Source organism: Streptomyces sp. NBC_01275 (assembly GCF_026340655.1).
Lineage (GTDB): Bacteria > Actinomycetota > Actinomycetes > Streptomycetales > Streptomycetaceae > Streptomyces.
This window is the reverse complement of sequence record NZ_JAPEOZ010000001.1, coordinates 9529779-9548939: the sequence shown is the minus strand read 5'-3', so window position 1 is coordinate 9548939 and position 19161 is coordinate 9529779. Positions and strand designations below refer to the sequence as shown.

Annotated in this window: 17 protein-coding genes and 6 pseudogenes; 9 read left to right on the top strand and 14 right to left on the bottom strand. The window is 68.4% G+C overall.

The genetic code is table 11. From position 1 onward, the window contains the following. Nucleotides 1–5: 5 nt before the first annotated feature. The gene (locus OG562_RS41975) at nucleotides 6–479 is read right to left on the bottom strand and encodes a helix-turn-helix domain-containing protein (protein ID WP_323187673.1); all 474 of its coding nucleotides are present in this window, start codon (nucleotides 477–479) and stop codon (nucleotides 6–8) included. A 236-nt stretch (nucleotides 480–715) separates the two neighbouring features. On the opposite strand from OG562_RS41975, the gene OG562_RS41970 reads away from it, so the two are divergent. Further along, nucleotides 716–1288, top strand: coding sequence for a TetR/AcrR family transcriptional regulator (locus OG562_RS41970; protein ID WP_266407459.1), 573 nt, complete (start codon nucleotides 716–718; stop codon nucleotides 1286–1288). 159 nt (nucleotides 1289–1447) lie between these two features. Here the strand turns inward: OG562_RS41970 and OG562_RS46120 are convergent. Both OG562_RS46120 and OG562_RS41955 read right to left on the bottom strand, forming a co-directional pair. Continuing rightward, nucleotides 1448–2184: pseudogene (locus OG562_RS46120) on the bottom strand (alpha/beta fold hydrolase). Between the two features lie 246 nt (nucleotides 2185–2430). Further along, the gene (locus tag OG562_RS41955; protein WP_266409817.1) at nucleotides 2431–2925 is read right to left on the bottom strand and encodes an alpha/beta hydrolase fold domain-containing protein; all 495 of its coding nucleotides are present in this window, start codon (nucleotides 2923–2925) and stop codon (nucleotides 2431–2433) included. Here OG562_RS41955 and OG562_RS41950 point away from each other — a divergent pair. Continuing rightward, nucleotides 2903–3655: a GAF domain-containing protein gene (locus OG562_RS41950; protein WP_266407454.1), complete on the top strand. Its 753-nt coding sequence runs from the start codon at nucleotides 2903–2905 to the stop codon at nucleotides 3653–3655. The two genes, OG562_RS41955 and OG562_RS41950, sit on opposite strands and share 23 nt — an antisense overlap. 501 nt (nucleotides 3656–4156) lie before the next feature. Next, nucleotides 4157–4597: a CdaR family transcriptional regulator gene (locus tag OG562_RS41945; RefSeq protein ID WP_266407451.1), complete on the top strand. Its 441-nt coding sequence runs from the start codon at nucleotides 4157–4159 to the stop codon at nucleotides 4595–4597. A gap of 61 nt (nucleotides 4598–4658) precedes the next feature. Here OG562_RS41945 and OG562_RS41940 read toward each other — a convergent pair. Beyond that, nucleotides 4659–5266 (bottom strand): annotated as a pseudogene (locus tag OG562_RS41940) (GlxA family transcriptional regulator); the annotation flags it as partial. Nucleotides 5267–5360: 94 nt separating this feature from the next. Between OG562_RS41940 and OG562_RS41935 the strand changes: the two are divergent. Beyond that, nucleotides 5361–6161: pseudogene (locus tag OG562_RS41935) on the top strand (NADP-dependent oxidoreductase); the annotation flags it as partial. Nucleotides 6162–6186: 25 nt separating this feature from the next. Continuing rightward, entirely contained in the window at nucleotides 6187–6639 is a 453-nt protein-coding gene (locus OG562_RS41930; protein ID WP_323187672.1) for a nuclear transport factor 2 family protein, read from the top strand. 234 nt (nucleotides 6640–6873) lie between these two features. Here the strand turns inward: OG562_RS41930 and OG562_RS41925 are convergent, their stop codons facing one another. After that, nucleotides 6874–7464 (bottom strand): TetR/AcrR family transcriptional regulator, encoded by a 591-nt coding sequence (locus OG562_RS41925; protein ID WP_266407449.1) that lies wholly within the window; start codon nucleotides 7462–7464, stop codon nucleotides 6874–6876. 162 nt (nucleotides 7465–7626) lie between these two features. On the opposite strand from OG562_RS41925, the pseudogene OG562_RS46115 reads away from it, so the two are divergent. Then, nucleotides 7627–7842, top strand: a pseudogene (locus OG562_RS46115) (CGNR zinc finger domain-containing protein); the annotation flags it as partial. Nucleotides 7843–8152: 310 nt separating this feature from the next. Here OG562_RS46115 and OG562_RS41915 read toward each other — a convergent pair. Then, nucleotides 8153–8361: pseudogene (locus OG562_RS41915) on the bottom strand (PaaI family thioesterase); the annotation flags it as partial. A gap of 16 nt (nucleotides 8362–8377) precedes the next feature. After that, nucleotides 8378–8821 (bottom strand): annotated as a pseudogene (locus OG562_RS41910) (enoyl-CoA hydratase/isomerase family protein); the annotation flags it as partial. A 391-nt stretch (nucleotides 8822–9212) separates the two neighbouring features. Here OG562_RS41910 and OG562_RS41905 point away from each other — a divergent pair. Beyond that, entirely contained in the window at nucleotides 9213–9941 is a 729-nt protein-coding gene (locus OG562_RS41905; protein WP_266407448.1) for an AAA family ATPase, read from the top strand. On the opposite strand, the gene OG562_RS41900 is transcribed toward OG562_RS41905, so the two are convergent. The 4 genes from OG562_RS41900 to OG562_RS41885 form a co-directional block, all read right to left on the bottom strand. Further along, nucleotides 9882–10475 (bottom strand): hypothetical protein, encoded by a 594-nt coding sequence (locus OG562_RS41900; RefSeq protein ID WP_266407446.1) that lies wholly within the window; start codon nucleotides 10473–10475, stop codon nucleotides 9882–9884. The genes OG562_RS41905 and OG562_RS41900 overlap by 60 nt on opposite strands. Nucleotides 10476–10510: 35 nt before the next feature. Beyond that, the gene (locus OG562_RS41895; RefSeq protein WP_266407444.1) at nucleotides 10511–11428 is read right to left on the bottom strand and encodes an alpha/beta hydrolase; all 918 of its coding nucleotides are present in this window, start codon (nucleotides 11426–11428) and stop codon (nucleotides 10511–10513) included. A gap of 63 nt (nucleotides 11429–11491) precedes the next feature. Beyond that, on the bottom strand, nucleotides 11492–12553 hold the full coding sequence (locus OG562_RS41890) for an alkene reductase (protein WP_266407443.1): 1062 nt from the start codon (nucleotides 12551–12553) through the stop codon (nucleotides 11492–11494). 320 nt (nucleotides 12554–12873) lie between these two features. Continuing rightward, nucleotides 12874–13665, bottom strand: a complete 792-nt coding sequence (locus tag OG562_RS41885) for an SDR family oxidoreductase (protein WP_266407442.1) — start codon at nucleotides 13663–13665, stop codon at nucleotides 12874–12876. Between the two features lie 447 nt (nucleotides 13666–14112). Here OG562_RS41885 and OG562_RS41880 point away from each other — a divergent pair, with 447 nt between their 5' ends. Continuing rightward, nucleotides 14113–14691, top strand: coding sequence for a TetR/AcrR family transcriptional regulator (locus tag OG562_RS41880; protein ID WP_266407441.1), 579 nt, complete (start codon nucleotides 14113–14115; stop codon nucleotides 14689–14691). Nucleotides 14692–14920: 229 nt separating this feature from the next. Here the strand turns inward: OG562_RS41880 and OG562_RS41875 are convergent, their stop codons facing one another. Then, the gene (locus OG562_RS41875; protein WP_266407439.1) at nucleotides 14921–15394 is read right to left on the bottom strand and encodes a helix-turn-helix domain-containing protein; all 474 of its coding nucleotides are present in this window, start codon (nucleotides 15392–15394) and stop codon (nucleotides 14921–14923) included. Nucleotides 15395–15593: 199 nt separating this feature from the next. Here OG562_RS41875 and OG562_RS41870 point away from each other — a divergent pair, with 199 nt between their 5' ends. Continuing rightward, a complete protein-coding gene (locus OG562_RS41870) occupies nucleotides 15594–16607 on the top strand; it encodes an NADP-dependent oxidoreductase (protein WP_266407437.1) in 1014 nt (337 codons plus the stop codon). Nucleotides 16608–16854: 247 nt separating this feature from the next. Here the strand turns inward: OG562_RS41870 and OG562_RS41865 are convergent, their stop codons facing one another. Together OG562_RS41865 and OG562_RS41860 are read right to left on the bottom strand one after the other, a co-directional pair. Further along, nucleotides 16855–17865: an enoyl-CoA hydratase/isomerase family protein gene (locus tag OG562_RS41865; RefSeq protein WP_266407435.1), complete on the bottom strand. Its 1011-nt coding sequence runs from the start codon at nucleotides 17863–17865 to the stop codon at nucleotides 16855–16857. 64 nt (nucleotides 17866–17929) lie between these two features. Continuing rightward, entirely contained in the window at nucleotides 17930–19090 is a 1161-nt protein-coding gene (locus OG562_RS41860; RefSeq protein WP_266407433.1) for an iron-containing alcohol dehydrogenase, read from the bottom strand. Nucleotides 19091–19161: the final 71 nt, after the last annotated feature.

Below are 19161 nucleotides of genomic sequence, written 5' to 3'. Positions count from 1 at the left end.
TCAGCTCACTCGGGCGACCTCATACGAAAGGCCGGGCCGGGGACGCTCTCGATGTCCTTCGCCTGCACCGGGTGGCCTCGTTCGCAGCGAATCTGGACGTCGACGTGCGCGCCGCACTCGCGGTGTCGCGCCAGTACCGCCGGCCCCTCCGGGTCTGCGCGGTATCGGTCACCCCACTGCAGCAGCCCCATCACGGCCGGCACCAGATCCATACCCTTAGAGGTGATCACATACTTCGGCCTACTCCGTGAACCGGGCTCCTTGTACGTCTCGGTGGCCAGGATCCCTTCCTCCACCAGCATCCGAAGCCGCGCCGCCAGAAGGTTGCGAGGGCAGCCGAGGACGCGCTCGAAGTCGCTGAAGCGGGACGAGCCGTACCAGACCTCGCGCAGGATCAGGATCGTCCACTTCTCGCCCACGATCTCAAGAGTCCGCGCGATCGAGCAGTTGGACGTGTCCCGGTCGAGTCGGTGGTCCATGCCGGCGTCCTGAAGAACTTCGGTCCACGCATCCATGGGAGCGATTCTAACCGAGTTTGAGTTTACTTCTAGATACTCAGCCGTCGACGCCGCAATCGGCCACTCGACCCGGCCGGACACGAGAGCCCACCACGCCGGCCGCAGCGCCGCGGTCCGGCATAATATTATATACGTCAGACCATGAACCAAGCTCGGGCTGCAAGGCAACGGCCTTACATTGCGACGGGAGGAAGCCTGTGGCGCGCTACGCCAAGGAGCACAAGCAGGTGACGCGGCAACGGATCATCGAGAAGGCCGGTCGCCGATTCAAGCAGGACGGGATAGACGGCTCGGGCATCACGACGCTGATGGCGGACGCCGGGCTCACCAACGGGGCGTTCTACGCCCACTTCGCCTCCAAGGACGACCTCGTCGCCAACGTCGTCGCCGAGGAACTGCGCTCGCAGGCGGAGGGGTACGACACGCTGCGGCCCGGCCGACAGGGACTTGAGGACTTCGTTCGCGGCTATCTGTCGCCCGAGCACCGTGACCAGCCCGGCACCGGATGCCCCTCCGCCGCACTGCTCGACGAGATCGGCCGATGCGCGGACGTCACCAAGCAGGCGTACACCGAAGGCGCGACGGCCATCGTGGAAGAGATTGCCGGCCGTCTGGCCCCTGCGGATCCGCAGTCCGCTCGCGGCAGGGCCATCGGGCTCTTCACCATGATGGTGGGGACGCTGCAACTGTCCCGCGCCCTCGCCGACCGTAAGTTCGCCGACGAGGTCCTCGAGCGGGGAATCGAGAACGCCCACACGTTCATGAACTGAGAGTGACCACCGAGCCGCAACAGCGGGATGATCGGCCCCCGCCGGGCGCGCGGGGGCATGAGCCGAGCCCGGATGCGACAGCCGTTGACGGGCGTCGACCACCCGGGCCGGTGAAGCCTTCCACGTCCCCACCGCACGTGCCGCCCGCCCTGACACCCACTACCGCTCAAGGAAGTCGAGGGCTTCCGCCACGAACTGCTCGTGGAACTGGAAGATGCCTCCGTGGCCGGCGTCGGGGTAGACGACCAGGTCGGCGTTCGGCAGTCGCCGGGCCAGTTCGAACGAGTTCTTCGTCGGCACCATCCTGTCGCTCTGGCCGTTGGCGATGAACACGGGCTGATGGATGACGGAGAGGTCCTGGGACTGCGCGAGCCCCCAGCGGTGAATGCCTTGAGCTGGGCGAAGTTCGACGTGAGGGAGATCGCCTTGTCCCGGTCGTGGGTGCGCTCCTTGAGACGGTCCGGGAACTGCTTTCCGGCTCGGCGCCCACACGCGGTGCGGGTGAAGAAGAGGAACCGCTTCGGGTCTTGGAGGGCGAACAGGGCCCGGACGGTGTCGAGATGGGGCAGTCGGCTCACGTTCTCGATGCCCTCGCCGCCCGCGGAGCCGGTGCCCGTGAGGATCGGCTTACGGACGAGCTGCGGTTCGTCCTGCGCGATCACCTGGGCGATCATGCCGCCCATCGAGAATCCGTGAATGTCGACATGCTCGAGCCCGAGTCCTCGGATGAAGGTGACGGCATCCTTCGCCATCTCCTCGATGGCCTTCGGCGTCGAGCCGCCGGAAGCTCCGACGCCCCTGTTGTCGAAGGTGATGACCCGGTGCTTGGCGGCGATGCCGTCTACGACCCGGGGATCCCAGTTGTCGAGGACCGCGGCAAGGTGGGTGATGAACACCACCGGAACGCCGGCCTTCGGGCCGAGGTCGCGATAGGCGAAGGTCACTCCCCCGGTGGGTGGTGAGGGTGCGGGTGGGCGCCTTCTTGTACGACGTCACCACGTCGCCTCGCACTCCCTGTCCGTCGTTCATGGCCGCACCCAACCATTACATTATGACCATACTTTTATGCGACGCAGGAGATGCGCTGCACACGATGACGGTGAGGACGACAACCTTCTACGCGATCTGTATGTCGGTCGGCCTCACAGTGCGCCCTTCAGCGCCCGTGCCTGTCGGCGCCAGAACTCCCGCGAAACCTCGGCCTTGGGAAACACCAGGTCGAAGCCGTGGAAAGCGCCGGGGATGACGTCGAGTTCGCAGGGGACGCCGCTGTCACTCAGCCGGCGCGCGTACTCGACGTCTTCGTCGTGGAAGAGGTCGAGGGTGCCGACGCCGATCCAGGCCGGAGGAAGACCGGTGAGATCCTCGCGGCGGGCTGCGGCGGCGTACGGGGAGACGTCCGGGCCCGCGACGGCGTCGCCGAGGTAGGACGACCAGCCGTAGAGGTTGCTCTTGGGCGTCCAGACGCGCACCTTGAGGGTGTCCAGGTCGGTTCTCGTCGTCGTGCGGTCGTCCAGCATGGGGTAGAGGAGCAGTTGGAACACCGGCCGGATCTCGGCCCGGTCATGGGCGAGCAGCGCGAGGGCCGCGGCGATTCCGCCGCCTGCGCTGGCAGTGACGCCGACCGCTGTGTGGATCGCAGCGCTCGGGCTGCTGGCCCGTCAGGCGGGGGCAGGGAGTTCGTCCGAGGACTTGCACGAGAGACTGGTCGCGGTGGGGCGCCAGCTCACCGGCTTCGACTTCTGCGCAGTTCTTCTCACCGACGAGTCGAGAACTCAGCTGCTCATCCGTGCTTGGGCGGGTTTGGATGCTTTCTACGTCGAGCAGATCAACTCCCGGAACCCGTTGACGCTTGGTAGCACCGGGAGTGAGTCGCCCTCCAGCAGGGCCTATACCTCCGGCGTTTCCGTATGGGTATCTGACATCACCCAGCATGCTGACTTCACTCAGTGGTCCGGTCCAGCAAGGGCGCAGGGTTATAGGACGCTGCTGACTGTGCCGCTGCGAGCAGGCGACCAGATCGTCGGGACCTTCAACTGTTACAACAGAGAGGTCAGAGACCCGGATCCCCAGCTTCGCCACTTGGTCGAGGCCCTGGCGGATTTCGCGAGCGCGGCTCTCGAAATCACGCGGCTCCGCCAGGCAGAGACCGGCCGAATGCACCAGCTCGAGGATCTCAACAAGGAACTACGCGACCGACAGACGCGGGTCGAGCGATCTCAGGAGTTGCATCGTCGCCTTACCGACGTGGCGCTCACCAACTCGGATCTCGCCCATCTCGCAAATGAGTCCGCGCAGATGGTGGGCGCTGATTTCTTTGGAGATCGTCGACGACTCAGGTTTCGTGCTGGCACAGGCGGGCTCTGACTCGATCGAAGATCTGACGCCGGAGGACTCGAACTCGGCAGCGGTTCTCCTGCACGGGGAGGTAGCTGCACGAATCGAAGCTTTTGGCGCGACCCTCGACCCCGACATGGCAGCTCGCGCACTGGAGCACGCGGCGACCGTCTGCGCGCTCCTGCTTCTGCGCGACCGGACCGCGGCCGAAGCCGAAGCGCGATTCAGGGACGATCCGATCGGGGATCTTTGTTCTGGCGACCCTGAGCGGCGCGCTGGCGGGCCGCTGCGGGCCGCTGCGACCCTGAGCGGCCCGCCAGCGTGCACTACGAGCAAACCTGCTCGTCGATGAGGTTCAGGTAGTCGTGATGAAGGATCGAAGCGAAGGGAGTGCCGCGGAAGGACAACTCGCCGCTCGGGCGCCGGCTGCGATCCATTTCAAGCCGACGGCCCCGCCTTGTGCGCGGTCGGCTCGGCGACATAGCTGCCACCCTCACGCACGGCACGATCGGCTCTCAGGTACACGCAGTAGTGGCCCCGGCCAGCAGTTCAGAAGACCTGACCCGGGCGTTCCGGTTGGCACGGGGCGCGCTTGAACTCGGCGGCTCCCAGGCTCCGCTGGTTCGCACCATAGAGGACCTGGGGGTGCTGGGCTTGTTGCTCCAGCTGGAGGACCACAGGGCCGTCGCGAGCTTCAGTGATCGCGTGCTGGGTGCGCTGCGCCAGAGCGATCTCGAGCGCTCGACAGACCTGATCCTCACCCTGAGAACCTGCTTGGCCAATGATTGCCGCGCCGATGTGTCCGCTCGAGAGCTCTTCGTTCACAAGAACACGATCTCCCAGCGGCTTCGGCGCATCGAGAAGCTGACGGGACTCTCTTTCGCAAGTCCTTCAGACGTCTTGCAGTTCAGTGCCGCCTTGGCAGCTGACGGCATCCGGGCAGCATCGGACCCTTCGGCAACCGAGCGCTAGTCCGTCCCTCACCCCTGAGCGCTTGCGCTCGCGTCACCGAGCTTGCCCAGGTGGAAGTGGTCACCGGGTGCTGGATGTACTGCGCCTGTCCTCCGTCGCGCCACGGAGGGACGACGCACATGCGGGCCACCTGGTTGGCGACTTCACTGCCGTGGTCCTTGCGGATGATGTGCAGGCAGACGTCGATCCCGGAGGCGGCGCCGGCCGAGGTCAGCACATCTCCGTCGTCGATGAACAGGACGTCGGGATCCAGTGCGACCTGGGGGAACCATGCGCGGAAGAGGTCCGCGGCCTCCAGTGGGTGGTGGCCGGCCGACCGTCGAGGAGACCGGCTTCGGCGAGGACGAAGGCGCTGTTGCAGATTGATACGAGGCGGGTGCCAGGAGTCACGGATGCGAGCGCCTGGACCACGGTTTGCGACAGTCCCCGGGTCACGGCGGTGGCGAAGAAGGGCGGGAGGATGACGGTGTCGGCGGTGCGCAGCGCCTCCGGGCCATGCTCGACGGTGATCGAGAAGTCGGAGTTGGTGCGTACCGGGCGGCCGTCGACGCTGCAGGTCAGGACCTCGTAGCGGCCGTCCGCCGCTCCGAAGACCCGGCTGGGAATGCCCAGTTCGAAGGGGTACACCCCGTCGATGGCCAGGACGACGACTCGGTGAATGGGCTCCATGGCGCGATCCCGTCGAAAGTTGGAATTCATGCCATGGCGTCGAGGAGCGGCAGGCGGCGACGCTGGACGCATGACCAACTCCGACACCCCCACCATGCGCGCCGTCCGCCAGGACGCCCACGGCTCCCCCGATGTGCTCAAGGAAGTCGAACTGCCCCGGCCCGGGCCGGGGCTGAGTGAGATCCTGATCGCCGTCCGCGCGGCCGGCGTCAACCCGACCGACTGGTGGAACCGCGCCCAGCCCATGAGCGTCAACGGCCTGCCCCTCATCCTGGGCTGGGACGTCTCCGGAGTCGTCGAGGCCGTCGGCACCGGCGTCACCCTGTTCAAGCCGGGCGACGAGGTCTTCGGCATGCTGCCCTACCCCCATGGAGTCGGCTCCCACGCCCAGTACGTGACCGGCCCCGCCCGCGCCTTCGTCCACAAGCCCGCCGCTATCGACCACGTCCAAGCCGGTGCCCTGCCGCTCGCGGCCCTGACCGCCTACCAGGCACTCGTCGACACCGCCGACGTCCAGCCCGGGCAGCGCGTCTTCATTCACGCGGCGGCCGGCGGCGTCGGCCATCTCGCCGTCCAGATCGCCAAGTCCCGCGGCGCGTACGTCATCGGCACCGCCAGTGCCGCCAAGCACGACTTCCTGCGTTCTCTGGGGGTGGACGAGGCCATCGACTACCACGCGGTCGACTTCACCGAGGCCGTCAAGGACGTAGACGTGGTCCTCGACTCGGTCTCGCTGGACACCGCGGCCCGCGCCCGCTCCCTCGCCGTGCTGCGCCCGGGCGGCACCCTCGTCTCGATCCTCCCGGTACCCGTCGACCCCCACGAACTGGCCGACATCGCCGAACGCGGCATCCGCTACGAAAGCCTCCTCGTCGAGGCCGACCGCGCCGGCATGGTTCGACGGGAGCGACACGACCGTCATCGACCGCCACGTAGGGCCGGACTACATCCAGCACAACCCGCTCGCCCCCGACGGCCCCGAGGCCATGAAGGCCTTCGCCGCCGCCACGCGACAGCAGTTTCCAGACGCCGAGTACGACGTGCTGCGGGTCCTGTCCGATGGCGACCTGGTGCTCCTGCACTCCCGTGGCGTCCTGGTCCCCTGGGGCGGTGGCGTGCAGGCCGTCCGCAGCGACCAAGCGCTCTTCATCCTCGCTGGATCCAACCCGGGCGTCCCCGCCACTCCGGAGCATCTCGGCCTGGTGCCGGAGATTGCGGAACGGACGGGAGAGGCCGTCGATGCCGACGACTGCGGCCCGGCGCAGGAGCCGGTCGAGCAACTCCGCGGCAACGGCGGCACCACGAAGGCGCCGCCCAGTCGGCGATCCCGGCGTCGGGACAGGGGCGCAGAGACTCCAGATACCGCTGGCTGATCAATCGGCAAAGGGCGCGCAGGCGCCTTCCTCGGCGCGGGAGCGGCGGAGCGCGTCGATGATCAAGAGCTCGGGTCCGGCGAAGAACCGCATCCGGGCCTTCCAGCAGTTCTGGCGGCGCAGGAGGTGATAACCGGTGGCCCGGACTGGTCGACTGAGTGCCGACTGGAGAAGACCTGACGGCGTCGGGCTGCTCCCCCGAAAGCCACAGCCTGGGGCTGGGGATGTGGTGCGTCAGACGCGCTGCCCGGCGTCCAGCAGGGCGAGGGCGTTGCTTATCCCCTGATCGAGGAGTTCATGGGCGAGTTGGCTGTCGGTCAAGGCGCGGGAGAGCTGCAGTGTCCCGGCCATCAGGCCGAGGAGGCTGAGCGCCTTCACCCGTGCGGAGGACGGGGCCTCGGGCGCCATACGGGCGGCAATGCCGTCGATGAGGACCAGCACACCGTCGGTGTACGCCTGCCTGGTTGTGTCGGTGCAGCGCCCGATCTCGTCGAGCAGAGCGGCGTTGGGGCAGCCGTCGCCAAGGCTGTCGCGGTGCAGGGGCGACAGGTACGCGCGCACAATCTGCTCGAGTCCGGCCCGGCCAGGCGCAGCCCGCGCGACGACGCTCTCGGCCTGCGCCTTCAACTGGTCGGCGATTGCCGTGGTGACGAGGTCGTCTTTGGATTCGAAGTGGGCGTAGAAGGCCCCGTTGGTCAGCCCCGCGTCCTTCATGAGCGTCGAGACCCCGGAGCCGTCGATACCGTCTCGCTTGAACCGGCGGCCCGCAGTCTCGATGATCCGCCGCCTTGTCTCCTGCTTGTGCTCTTTTGCGTACCGCACCACAGCACACGCTCCTTCGCCGGCCGGAAGGACCGGTTGCCCTTCACCGATTTCGCCAGTCTATGGTATTGTGAACGTAATTCAAAGAGTCGACAGCGGCGACGGGCGAGCGTCGGGCTTTCATGAGCGAGGGCAGGCGCGGACCCAACACCTGAACCCGCTTGCCTGCGAGCCTCATGGTGTCGCCCGTCACAACCGAGGCTCGCCTACCGACCCGCAGGCGAGCTGGCGCCCGTCACCCAGGACGCCGTCGACCTGCGCCTGTCCGCCGAGATCCGACGCGTAAGGGTCTGCGGAGCACGCCGCTGCGCCCTGCGCTTCTTGAACCACTCCCCCGCTCACAACCGCCGCTGTTGCTCCATGCCTCGCCGCGGCAATCGCACCAAGGTCGCGCTACCAGGCGCGAGCCAGGTGAAGCAACAGCGCCGGGTGACCGGCCCTCGCCGACCCCGGCCTGGTCGAGCGCATAGGCGCCAACGCCCGCCTCAACACCCCCGACCCCAACACCTCCTACGGCGGCGGCCCTTCCGGCTACACCGACTACCCCGTCCAAGCCGCCCGAGCACAGCACCAGGCGCCCAGGGAGACGCCTCCCTGGGCGCCCAGGCATGGCTGCGACACACACCGGCCTCACAACCGACGAGCCCTGTTCTCCCGGCTGCCCCTGGGACCGAGGGCGCTGCTGGCGGGGTCACACCCGCGGGGCGGGCACCGGGAAGAGCATGCAGCTGCTGGTGGCGTGGGCGAGCAGACGGCCCGTCGCGTCGACCAACTGGGCCTGGGCGAGGGCGGTTTGGCGGCCCCGCTGACGACCGTGCCGATGGCGCGCACCGTTCCCGTGTCCACGGTGATGCGCCGCAGGAAATTCACCGTCAGGTCGAGCGAGGTGTACGCCATGCCCTTCGAGTGCCCGATCCCGTCCGATGAGTCGGGGCAGGCGTTCTGTGCCCCCGCCGCCGGGAAGAATCCCGCCGCCGACCTCCGGCTGGCCGAACACAGCGTGCTCGCGGCTGGCGTAGCGCAGATCGCAGGCCAGGGCCAGTTCGTCTCCGCCGCCCCTGGTACGTCCGCGGATGGACGCGATGCTGATGAACGGAGCCGTGGACAGCCGGATCACGAGATCGATCCACGCCGGCGTCGCCTCCAGGTCGGACGGCATGAAGTCAGCGACCCGGTCGAGATCGAAGTGGTTGAAGAAGTAGCCGGGTGTACTGCTGGTGAAGACGACAACGTGAACCTGCGGGTCCTCGCTCAGCTCCGTGACGACCTCAACCAGTCGGGACACGGTCTCCCCGACGATGAGATTCACCGGTGGATTCGAGAATGTGATCTTGCGGATTCCTGGTGTCAGCCGCTCCATGCTGATCGTGCTGGGTTGCGTCATCGTTCGCTCCAAGGGTGACCCTGACGGTTCGTCAGGGAGGCGTGTTCGTCGGGGCGCCCTGAACTGGCAGAGGCGACGCCCAGAAGCAGGTCTCGCGGATTCGGGTCCGTGGCCGCAGCGGCGGCCAGCACAACGAGCTGAGCCGCTGTCCTGCCGACGCTCCCAACCCCGGATCGCCGTCGCCATGTCCTTCTCCTGCGGTGAGGGCGCGAGTGCACCGATCACGCCCGACGCTACGGAGGAAGAGAGGAAAATGGATCCGTCACCGTGTCCGTCACCGTGTCCGTCGAGATATGGCCTGGTGTCGTTGAACTCGGGTTGCCGGCAGTGGCTCCGGGCGACCGCAGCTCTTTAAGGTTTCAAGCAAATGGACCTGTATGGACGGCGCTCGGAGCAGGCAGCCCTTGACCGGATCCTTGACGGCGCTCGGCAAGGCGACGGGGCAACCCTGGTGCTGTGGGGTGAGCCCGGCATCGGCAAGACCGCCCTGCTCGAATACGTGGCCGAGTCCGCGGCTGCGGACTTCACCGTCTTGCGATGTGGGGGCACTCGTCTTGAGTCGGGGCTGGCATTCGCCGCTCTGCACGAACTGCTGTGGCCGGTGACGGAGCGGATCAGCACGCTCCCGCAGCCGCAGGCCAACGCCTTGAACGGGGCGCTCGGCACCAGCAGCGACGTGGCGGACCGGTTCCTGATCGGTGTGGCCGTACTGACGCTCGTCGGCGAGCTGGCCAGGGAACGGCCGGTGCTCATCGTCGCCGACGACGCCCACTGGCTCGACGAGCCATCCGCACAGTGCCTGGCCTTCGTCGCACGCCGACTGCGCAACGAGCCCGTGGTCATGCTCCCGCTCACCATGGCACTGGGCGGGCTCCTCGGTCGAGTCGACTACGTGATGAGTTCGTCACCGAAGACGATTGCGGTGCGTTCCGGGTACCGGGACTCGGAATCCGTCAGGATGCGTGACAAGTTGCGGGGCGGTCTGTGCATCGTCGTTCTCCTGGTTCTCGAGGTGGTAGGTCGCGTCTGGACGAGGTCAGCGGCACGAAGCCGTCGGCTTCCCGGCCCAGCGGCGCGGCGGACTCGATGGTGGTGAGATCGCCCCCGCTCGGGCCCATGACCTGCAGACCGATGGGCAGTCCGCTCCTGCCTCTGCGCACCGCGATGGCCGTCGCCGGACCGTCGGAGACATGGGCGACGGCGTTCCACCTGAGGCGAGCCGGGCCTGCAGGGCGGTGTGGGAGGCAGGAGTAGGGCCGGTGCTGTCGTAGCTGAACGCGCCGTAGACCAGGGGCAGGGAGGCCGGCTGGTGGTTGGTCGCGAGGTCGGCGGGGAGGCTCGTCGGCTGGACTGCGACCTTGGCGCCGACTGCCCGCAGCACGGTGAGTACCTCGTCGACGGCTGCGGTGACGTCGCTGTCGACCGGACGCGACGGATCCTCGGCCAGGAGAGCGACCCGAAAGTCGGCGAGCTTGGTCACGCGCGGCGGTGCGCGCGCGGCGCTGAAGCCACTGTCGTCGGCCGTCCCTACCGTCGCCTGCCGGACCTGGACGAGGTCGCGGGCGTCGCCGACCTGCGCGCTGCCGCAGGCCATGTCGGCGTCCGTCCACCGTCCCGATCCGGCAGGCACGCGGATCTTGCGACTGCCGCGCCCGGACCGCTCGGTCAGATGTTCGCCTTCTCCCGGACCCACGCGCCGATCTTTGCGATGGCGGCGTCGGTCTCCGGAATCCGGCCGGCACCGTAGACGTACGAGTGCTGGCCGCCGGGGACCACCACGGTCGCCGTGTCGATTTCGGCGTCCTTGACGCGGGCGGCGAACTCCTCGTCCTCGCCGGCCAGGACCTCGTACGTTCCCCAGGAGACGAGGGTCGGGGGCAGACCGCTCAGGTCCGCCCGGTTCAGATTGATCCGGGTGTCCGTGAACTCGATGCCCGTGCCGCCGATCCAGGCATCCCGGAAGAACTCCAACAGTTCCTTGCTGAGGATCTTGTCCGTCCCGGCGTTGGTCGCGATGGTCTCGTTGGCGATCTCGAGGTCGCACCAGGGGGAAATCGACACGATGGCGCCGGGCAGGGGCTGCTTCTTGTCGCGGAGGCGAAGCGCCAGGGCGACGGCGATGAACCCGCCGATCGAGTGGCCGATCGTGATGATGTTCCCCGGCTCGTACCCTTCGGAGAGCAGCCAGTTGAAGGCCGCCTCCGCGTCGTCCACCTGAGCCGGGTACTTGTGTTCCGGTGCGCGCCGGAAGTCCAGCACCAGTACGGGGGCCCCGGCGGCCTTGGCGATATGGCCGGCGAGCTTTCGGTCGACGGGTGCTGACGCCAGAACGGAACCCCCCGCGTGACTGTGCAGGAGGACGTAGTCGGTGTTGGCGTCGACGGGTTCGCACCAGATTCCCGGCACGCCACCCGCGTCCACCTCCCGATAGGTGACGCCTTCCGGCTCCCGGGCCGCGAGATGGACTTGCTCCGCCTGGATGCGCGCCGCATCCAACTCGGACGGGGGATTCTGCCCTGTGGCCAGCCATTCCGCGAATTCGATCGCTTGCGGGCTCAGTTCAACAGCAGCGTGCTCAGACACGTGGTACCTCCATGGGGCCATGTGGGCTTACCGGCCCGCCAGGACCGGTGTCGCCCGGGTTTGTCAGGCGGTGTGGGTGGGGTAGTCGGTGTAACCGGCCTCGCCGCCGCCGTAGAAGGTGGCGGGGTCGGGGGTGTTCAGCGGCGCGCCGGTGCGTACGCGCTCGACCAGGTCGGGGTTGGCGAGTGCCATCACGCCGACGGTGACGATGTCGGCCAAGCCGTCTTCGATGTCCTTCGCGCGGGTGGCGATGTCGGTGCCGGCCCGGTTGAGAACCAAGGTGCTCGGCCACAACTTGCGGAGAGTGTGCAGGAGTTCGTCGTCGCCGCCGTGACCGATGTGCAGGTAGGCGAGGTCGAGCGGGGCGAGGGCGCGCACGAGCGCCGGGTACAGCTCGTGGGTGTCGCTCTCCGCGATGTCGTTGAACGGGTTGCCGGGAGAGATCCGGAGGCCGGTGCGGCCGGCGCCGATCTCATCGGCCACGGCGGTGGCGATCTCGACGGCGAAGCGGATGCGGTTGTCGACGGAGCCGCCGTAGCGGTCCGTGCGCTGGTTGGTGTTGTTGGCGAGGAACTGGTGCACGAGGTAGCCGTTGGCGCTGTGGATCTCGACGCCGTCGGCGCCGGCCGCGATGGCGGCCGCCGCGGCGCGCCGGAAGTCCTGGACCGTCGCGGCGACCTCCTCGGTGGCCAGCTCGCGCGGTACCGGCATCTCCTGAAGGCCGGACGGGGTGAACATGTCGCCCGCCGGCTGGACCGGAGAGGGGGCGACCGGCTGCCGGTGGTGCGGGGTGTTGTCGGGGTGGGACATCCGTCCGGCGTGCATGAGCTGGATGACGATGCGTCCGTCGACACCGTGCACGGCGTCGGTGACCTTGCGCCAGCCCGCGATGTGTTCCTCGGAGTAGATGCCGGGGGTGAGCAGGTAGCCCTGCCCGTCGGCGTTGGGCTGGGTGCCCTCGGTGATGATGAGGGCGTGCGAGGCACGCTGGGCGTAGTACTCGGCGTTCAGCTCGGTGGGTATGCCTTCCGGGGTGGACCGGTCCCGCGTCATGGGGGCCATCGCGAGCCGGTGCGGCAGGGAGATGTCCCCGGCGACGATCGGGTTCCACAGGGCGTTAAACATGGATGTTTCCTCAAAACAAAGGGTGAGAGAGAGTTGCGGGGTGGCAGGCTGCCGCGAGTGGCGCGTGACCGGTGACCGGCCGGAAGGGCCTGGTGACCTTCCACCGTGGAAGGCAGACCGCGCGGAGGGGCAGTCGACGGTGCGGAGGCGCTTGCCGCGCTCATGACCGCCGCCATTGGAGGGCTGGGCCCCGGCTGTGCGTCCAGGAGGGAGGACGCCGAGTGCGTCGGTCTTCACCCACGCCCCAGGACGCATCGGTCGTGTGCGGCAGCGGCCGCACCGTTGTCCGACAGGACTCCGCACCGGAGTCGGAGCGGCGGTCAGCCGCGGTAGCGATCGGCCGGGACCCTCAGCGACAGGTTCGGGACGAGCGTCTGACGCGCCTTCTCGAACGACTCCCAGTCGCTGATCCGGGGCAGTGACGGGATGGTGACCGGCTCCCCGGCGTCGAGGCCGGCGAGCGCCGCGTCGACGACGTCGTCCGCACTCATGATCCACTCGTCGGGAAACGCCCCGAGGTCGGCGCCGGAGCCGTCCCAGAACTCCGTGCGGACAGCGCCCGGCAGCACGGCCTGCACCACGACGGGGCTCTCGGCGAGCTCCTGCTGCAGGGCCTGGGTGAACGTCAGCACGTAGCTCTTGGTGCCGCTGTAGACGGCGCTGACGGGCAGGATGTTGAGAGCCAGGGCGGAGGAGACGTTCACCACGGTGCCGCGTCCACGGGCCGTCAGGCCCGGCAGGACCGCGGTGGTCAGCCTGGTCAGCGAGGTCACGTTGAGGTTGATCAGCGCCTCGGAGGCCGCAGCGTCGGAGGTTGCCAGGGGGGTGAACAGCCCCCCGCCGGCGTTGTTGATCAGCACCTCGACGCTCTCGTCGGTCCGCAGACGCTCCTCGACCACGGAGATCTGCGCCGCATCGGTGAGGTCGGCGGTGACGACGTCCACCGCTCGGCCCGTGCGGCTGCGGATGTCCGACGCCAGCGTCTCCAGCCGCGCGGTGTTCCGGGCCACCAGGATCAGGTCGTAGCCCCGGTCGGCAAGCCGCTGCGCATAGGCGGTACCCAGGCCTGCGGACGCACCGGTGACGACGGCGCTCTTGTTCTGCGTGGTCATGGGGTCGATCTCATTTCTGGTGTGGCGGATGAGTAGGGGCCAAACCGTCGGCCCCGCTTTAGATTACGATAGATATCTAAAGCGATCCAGTCAACGGCCTCGACGTCGTCAGCCACTGCCCACGGTCGGAGTCGGAGACTTGCTCGACGTGCAGACGCGCGGCCACAGGGTCGGCAGTCGATCAGGTCCGGACGGGTACTCCTCGGGCGCATGGTCGCCATGGACGGATGCGCTCCACGAGATTTCACATCGGCGCCCTCCCGCAGCCGCGCCCCGGAACGGAGGCATCGCACGGTCGGAAGTCGCCGCCGGTCCGGACGCGGGCCCACGAGCTCCTCGCCTTGCGACCACGAGAGAGAGCCGTAGGGAAAGAGGGCACTGCGGCCGGCCGCCCTGCACTGCGCATATGATAGATGCGCTTTACTATCTATCGTGGGCAGGTGAGTGATGAGTCGCGTTTCGCAGGCACAAGCGCTCGAGAACCGAAAGCGCGCGGTCGCCGCGGCCTCCCAGCTCTTCCGGGAGCGCGGCGTGAACGGCATCAGCGTCGCCGATCTGATGAAGTCCATCGGGCTGACCACGGGCGGCTTCTACAAGCAGTTCCCCTCCAAGGAGGCCCTGATCGCCGAGGCGACCCAAGCCGCTTTCGGGGACCTTGACCTACTCCTGACAGAGTTCGACACGACCCACGGCGATCACGACACCGCGCGCGGCGCCCTCGTCGACTTCTACCTGTCGGCCGAGCACCGCGACCAGCCCGGCACCGGTTGCCCCACCGCCGGATTCGCAGGGGACATGGCTCGCGAGCCCACAGGCGGGGAGGTGCGCGAAACCTACGCAGCCGGAGTCCAGGAATTCGCCGGGTGGCTGTCTGCGGACGCCGACGACGGCCTTCCCATGGTGGCCACTCTGGTCGGCGCGATCCTGCTTGCCCGGGCCACAGCGGGCACCGAACTGTCGGAGAAGATCCTGGAATCGACCCACAAAGCCCTGACTACCTCACAGGGCCTTGACCCGGAATCCTGAGACGGGGATTCGGCTGGGGCCAGCGCCACGGGTGAGCGGGCATGTGCGCCCTGCGCTTCCTGCACCGCTCCCCGACCGCAACCGCCACCGGCGCTCCACGTCCCGCCGCGACAACCGCACCGAGGTCCGCCCCCACCAAGCTCGCAGCAGGCGGAGCGGCGACACCCCGACGGCCTGAACCCACCGGCAGACTGAATCACCAGGAGTACCTGGCGCAACCGCGCTCAGCTCACTCGGCGAGCCCCATGCGAAATGCGGGGACGGGGACGCTCTCGATGTCTTCCGCCTGCACGGCGCGGCCCCGTGCGCAGCGGATCTGGGCGTCGACGTGCACGCCCCATCCCCGATGTCGCGACAGTCCGGCCGGGCCTTCCGGGTCAGCGCGGCAACGGTCGCCCCACCGCAGGAGCCCCATCACCGCCGGGACCAGATCCACACCCTTGGGTGTGATCTCGTACTTCGGCCGGCTCCGCGAGCCCGGTTTCCTGGAGGTCTCGGTGGCCAGAATCCCTTCCTTCACCAGCATCCGGAGCCGCGCCGCGAGGAGGTTGCGAGAACAGCCGAGGACGCGTTCGAAGTCGCTGAACCGGGACGAGCCGTACCAGACCTCACACAGGATCAGGATCGTCCACTTCCCACCGACGACCTCAAGGGTCCGGGCAATCGAGCAGTTCGACATGTCCGGGTCGGGACGGGGGTCCATGCCCGCGCCCCGAAGAGCTTCAGTCCTCGCATCCATGGGGGGGGTGATCTCAGCTCATCTGAGTTTACTTTTCTATACTCAGTAGGTAGCGTCATGATCAGCACATCAACCCGGCCGTACGCGAGAAACGGGCGCGCAGGGGGACCTGCCCGAAGAATCAGATCGACCACCGGCAAACCCACGCAGAAAGGCGGCCGACATGAAGGCATTCGTCGTCGAGAAGTACGGCAAGGACGGCGCGCGCGCCGCAGTGGTACCCGAGCCCACGGTCGGAGACCGTGACGTCCTGGTCAAAGTGAGCGCCGCCAGCATCAACCCGCTGGACAAGATGGTCCGCAACGGGGAGTTCAAGCAGATCCTGAAGTACAAGGCTCCGTTCGTGCTGGGCCACGACGTGGCCGGCGTCGTGACCCGGGTCGGCTCCGCCGTACACGGCATCGAAGTCGGCGACGAGGTCTACGCCCGTCCGCGCGACCTGCGGATCGGAGGCTTCGCGGAGTTCATCGCGATCGACATGGACGACGTCGCACCCAAGCCGGCCTCCCTCACCCTCCAGGAGGCGGCCGCGGTCCCGCTGGTGGCCCTGGCCGCCTGGCAGATTCTCGTCGCCCGCGCCCGCGTGAAGCCGGGGCAGAAGGTGCTCATCCACGCCGGCGCCGGTGGCCTCGGCTCCACGGTCATCCAGCTCGCCAAGCACCTCGGCGCCACCGTCGCCACGACCACGAGCACCGACACGGAGAAGCTGGTCAGGAGCCTCGGCGCCGACGTCGTCGTCGACTACACCAAGGAAGACTTCTCGAAGGTGCTGTCCGGCTACGACCTCGTGCTGGACTCCCTGGGCGGAGCGAACCTCGAGAAGTCGCTGACCGTGCTGAAGCCCGGCGGCCTGGCCATCAGTGTCGTCGGCCCGCCGGACGCCGGCTTCGCCAAGCAGCTCGGCGCCCCCTCCTTCCTGGGCCTGGTCATGAACACGCTCAGCCGCAAGGTGCGCAAGCAGGCCAAGGCGCTGGGCGTGCGCTACCAGTTCTTCTTCATGCAGGCCAACGGCTCCCAGCTGCGCAAACTCGGCGCCCTCTACGACAGCGGGAAACTCCGCCCGGTCATCGACAGCACCTTCCCGTTCGACCGGACGCTCGAGGCGATGGCGCACGTCGAGCAGGGCCGCACCAAGGCCGGCAAGGTCGTGGTCTCCATGGCGCCCTACAACAACTGAGACCGTGCCGGTCACAGACGCTCCGTCCGGCACGGTCACCGGAGGGGCGACGACGCCGTCGGCGATCCGATGGCGACTACGGTCGCGCAGAGCCGCCGCTGTCGGCGTCCCGGTGCCATTCCGCACGCCAAATGGCTCGCGACACAGCTCTACGGCGCCCCGAGCCGTGGTCAAGCCCTCGCACCCGTAACGTGTCAGGAGTGTGATCACGGCGGACGGACCGCCACGCATGCGTGGGCAAACATGTTCAGGACGGCAGCGTCCGTCCGTCGAGCGACGCACGTCGCCAGTGGGGAGTACGGTCCTTGTCGACCAGGGCCGCACGGACGCCCTCCAGGAAGTCCGGCGTGCGGATGGTCGTGCGCGTGAGGGCGAGTTCGGCGGCCAGGCACTCGCGCAACGTGTGCTGCCTGCCCCGGGCCAGCAGGGCGTGAGTGATCTCCAGGCTCTGCGGCGAGGCGGACTCCAAGTCGGCCAGCGCGGCTGCCGCCCAGGGGGTGTCGAGGTGGCGCAGGCGTTTCTCGATCTCACCGAGGGCCGGCGCGCCGAACGCCCAGTCCACGTCCCCGCGTACCCCCGCCAGCCCGCTGCCCGCCACCGGGGAACGGTCGGCAAGGCGGTTCAGGACGACGTCCACCGGGGCGCCGGGGTTGTCGGCCAGGGCGTCCCCGACCGCGTCGAGCCCGTCCGCGGGGACGAAGTGCGTGGCCAGACCCGTGTACAGGGCGTCGGCCGCGTCGAGCCGGTGCCCGGTCAGTCCCAGGTACATGCCGACCGCGCCGGGCAGCCTCGGCAGGAAGTAGCTGGCCCCGACGTCCGGAAAGAACCCGATCCCGGTCTCCGGCATCGCCAGCACCGCGCGCTCGGTGACGACGCGGAAGCTGCCGTGGACGGACAGACCGAGGCCTCCGCCCATGCACACGCCGTCGATGAGCGACACGACCGGCACGGGATACTCGGCGATCCGGGCGTTGAGCCGGTACTCGGAGGCGAAGAAGCGCTCACTGGCCTCGGCATCCCCGGCGAGGCTGTGCTCGCGGATCGTACGGATGTCTCCACCGGCGCAGAACGCCTTCGTGCTGGTACTGGCGAGCACCACAGCGGACAGCGGCGTGCGCTCCCACCCGGCGAGCACACGGTCGATGGCGGCGACCATGCCGGTCGTCAGGGCGTTGAGCGCCTTGGGCCGGTTCAGCAGGATCCGGCCGACGCCCCGATGGACGTCGGCGAGAATCTCGACCGCTGCGGTGTCAGTCATCGGTCGTCACCTCGCCAACCGCGCGGACCTGCTGTCGTGGCCATCACGTTCCTCACTCGCCGGATCAGGCGTAGATCTGCGCGTAGAGATCCTGGATCTCGTCCACGGTGGGTACGACGGGGTTGTTGGCGGGGGATCCGGACGCGAGTGCCTGCACGGCCATGAGGGGCAACAGGCGGAACCACTCGTCCTTGCCGATGCCGTGGGCTTGGGGGGTGGGCACCTCGAGATCCTGACACAGGGCTCGGAGCGCCTCCACGAGCTTATCGGCGGCCGAGGAGTCGCTGTCGGCGTCGGTGGCGGCTCCCAGCGCGCGGGCGCAGTCGGCGTACCGGCTCTCGGCGGCGGGCACGGAGAACGCGGTCACCGCGGGGAAGAGCATCGCGTTCGACAGACCGTGGGCGACGTGGAAGTGGGCGCCGATCGGACGGCTCATGCCGTGCACGAGCGCCACGCTGGAGTTGGAGAAGGCGATGCCGGCCTGGGTCGCGGCGAGCATCATCGCCTCGCGGGCCTCGAGGTCTCCCCCGTCGGCGTAGACGCGGCGGAGGTGATGGCCGATGGTCCGGATCGCGTTCAGGGCAAGGCCGTCGGAGAACGGATTGGCCTTGCGGCTCACGTACGCCTCGACGGCATGGGTGAGCGCGTCGACGCCGGTGTCGGCGGTCAGCCGGGCCGGCATCGACAGCGTAAGTTGGAAGTCGACGACGGCGGCGACCGGCAGGAACGCCGGCCCCGCGCAGAGCATCTTCTCGTCCGTGGCGCTGTCGGTGATGACGGTGAACTGAGTGGCCTCCGAGCCGCTGCCCGCGGTCGTCGGGACTGCGATCACCGGGAGCGCCGGGCCGAGGCTGGTGTGCGGGGCCTTGTGGTCCCGCATCCGGCCGCCCTGGACGCCCAGCAGGCCGAGGGCCTTGGCGGTGTCCATCGGGCTGCCGCCGCCGAATCCGATCACCGAGTCCGCCCCGTGTTCCCGCAGCACGGCCAGGCCCGCGTCGAGCGAGTCGGTCGTCGGATCCGGGACGGTGCCGGCGAACAGGCGCGGCTGCAGTCCGGCATCCCTCAGCGTCGCCATCAGTCGTTCCGCCGCACCGGTCCCGGCGAGGAACGCGTCCGTCACCAGCAACGGTCGGCGCAGGCCCAGCTCCCGGACGACGTCACCCAGCTCGCCGACGGCACCGCCGCCGACACGCAGGATCCGCGGGAGGGAAAGGCTGGCAACCATGGCGGCCCTTTCGGCAAGAACGGCGGGGCGTCGCGCCCACTGCCCTGACTTTGCAGTCCCGCACCGTGTGC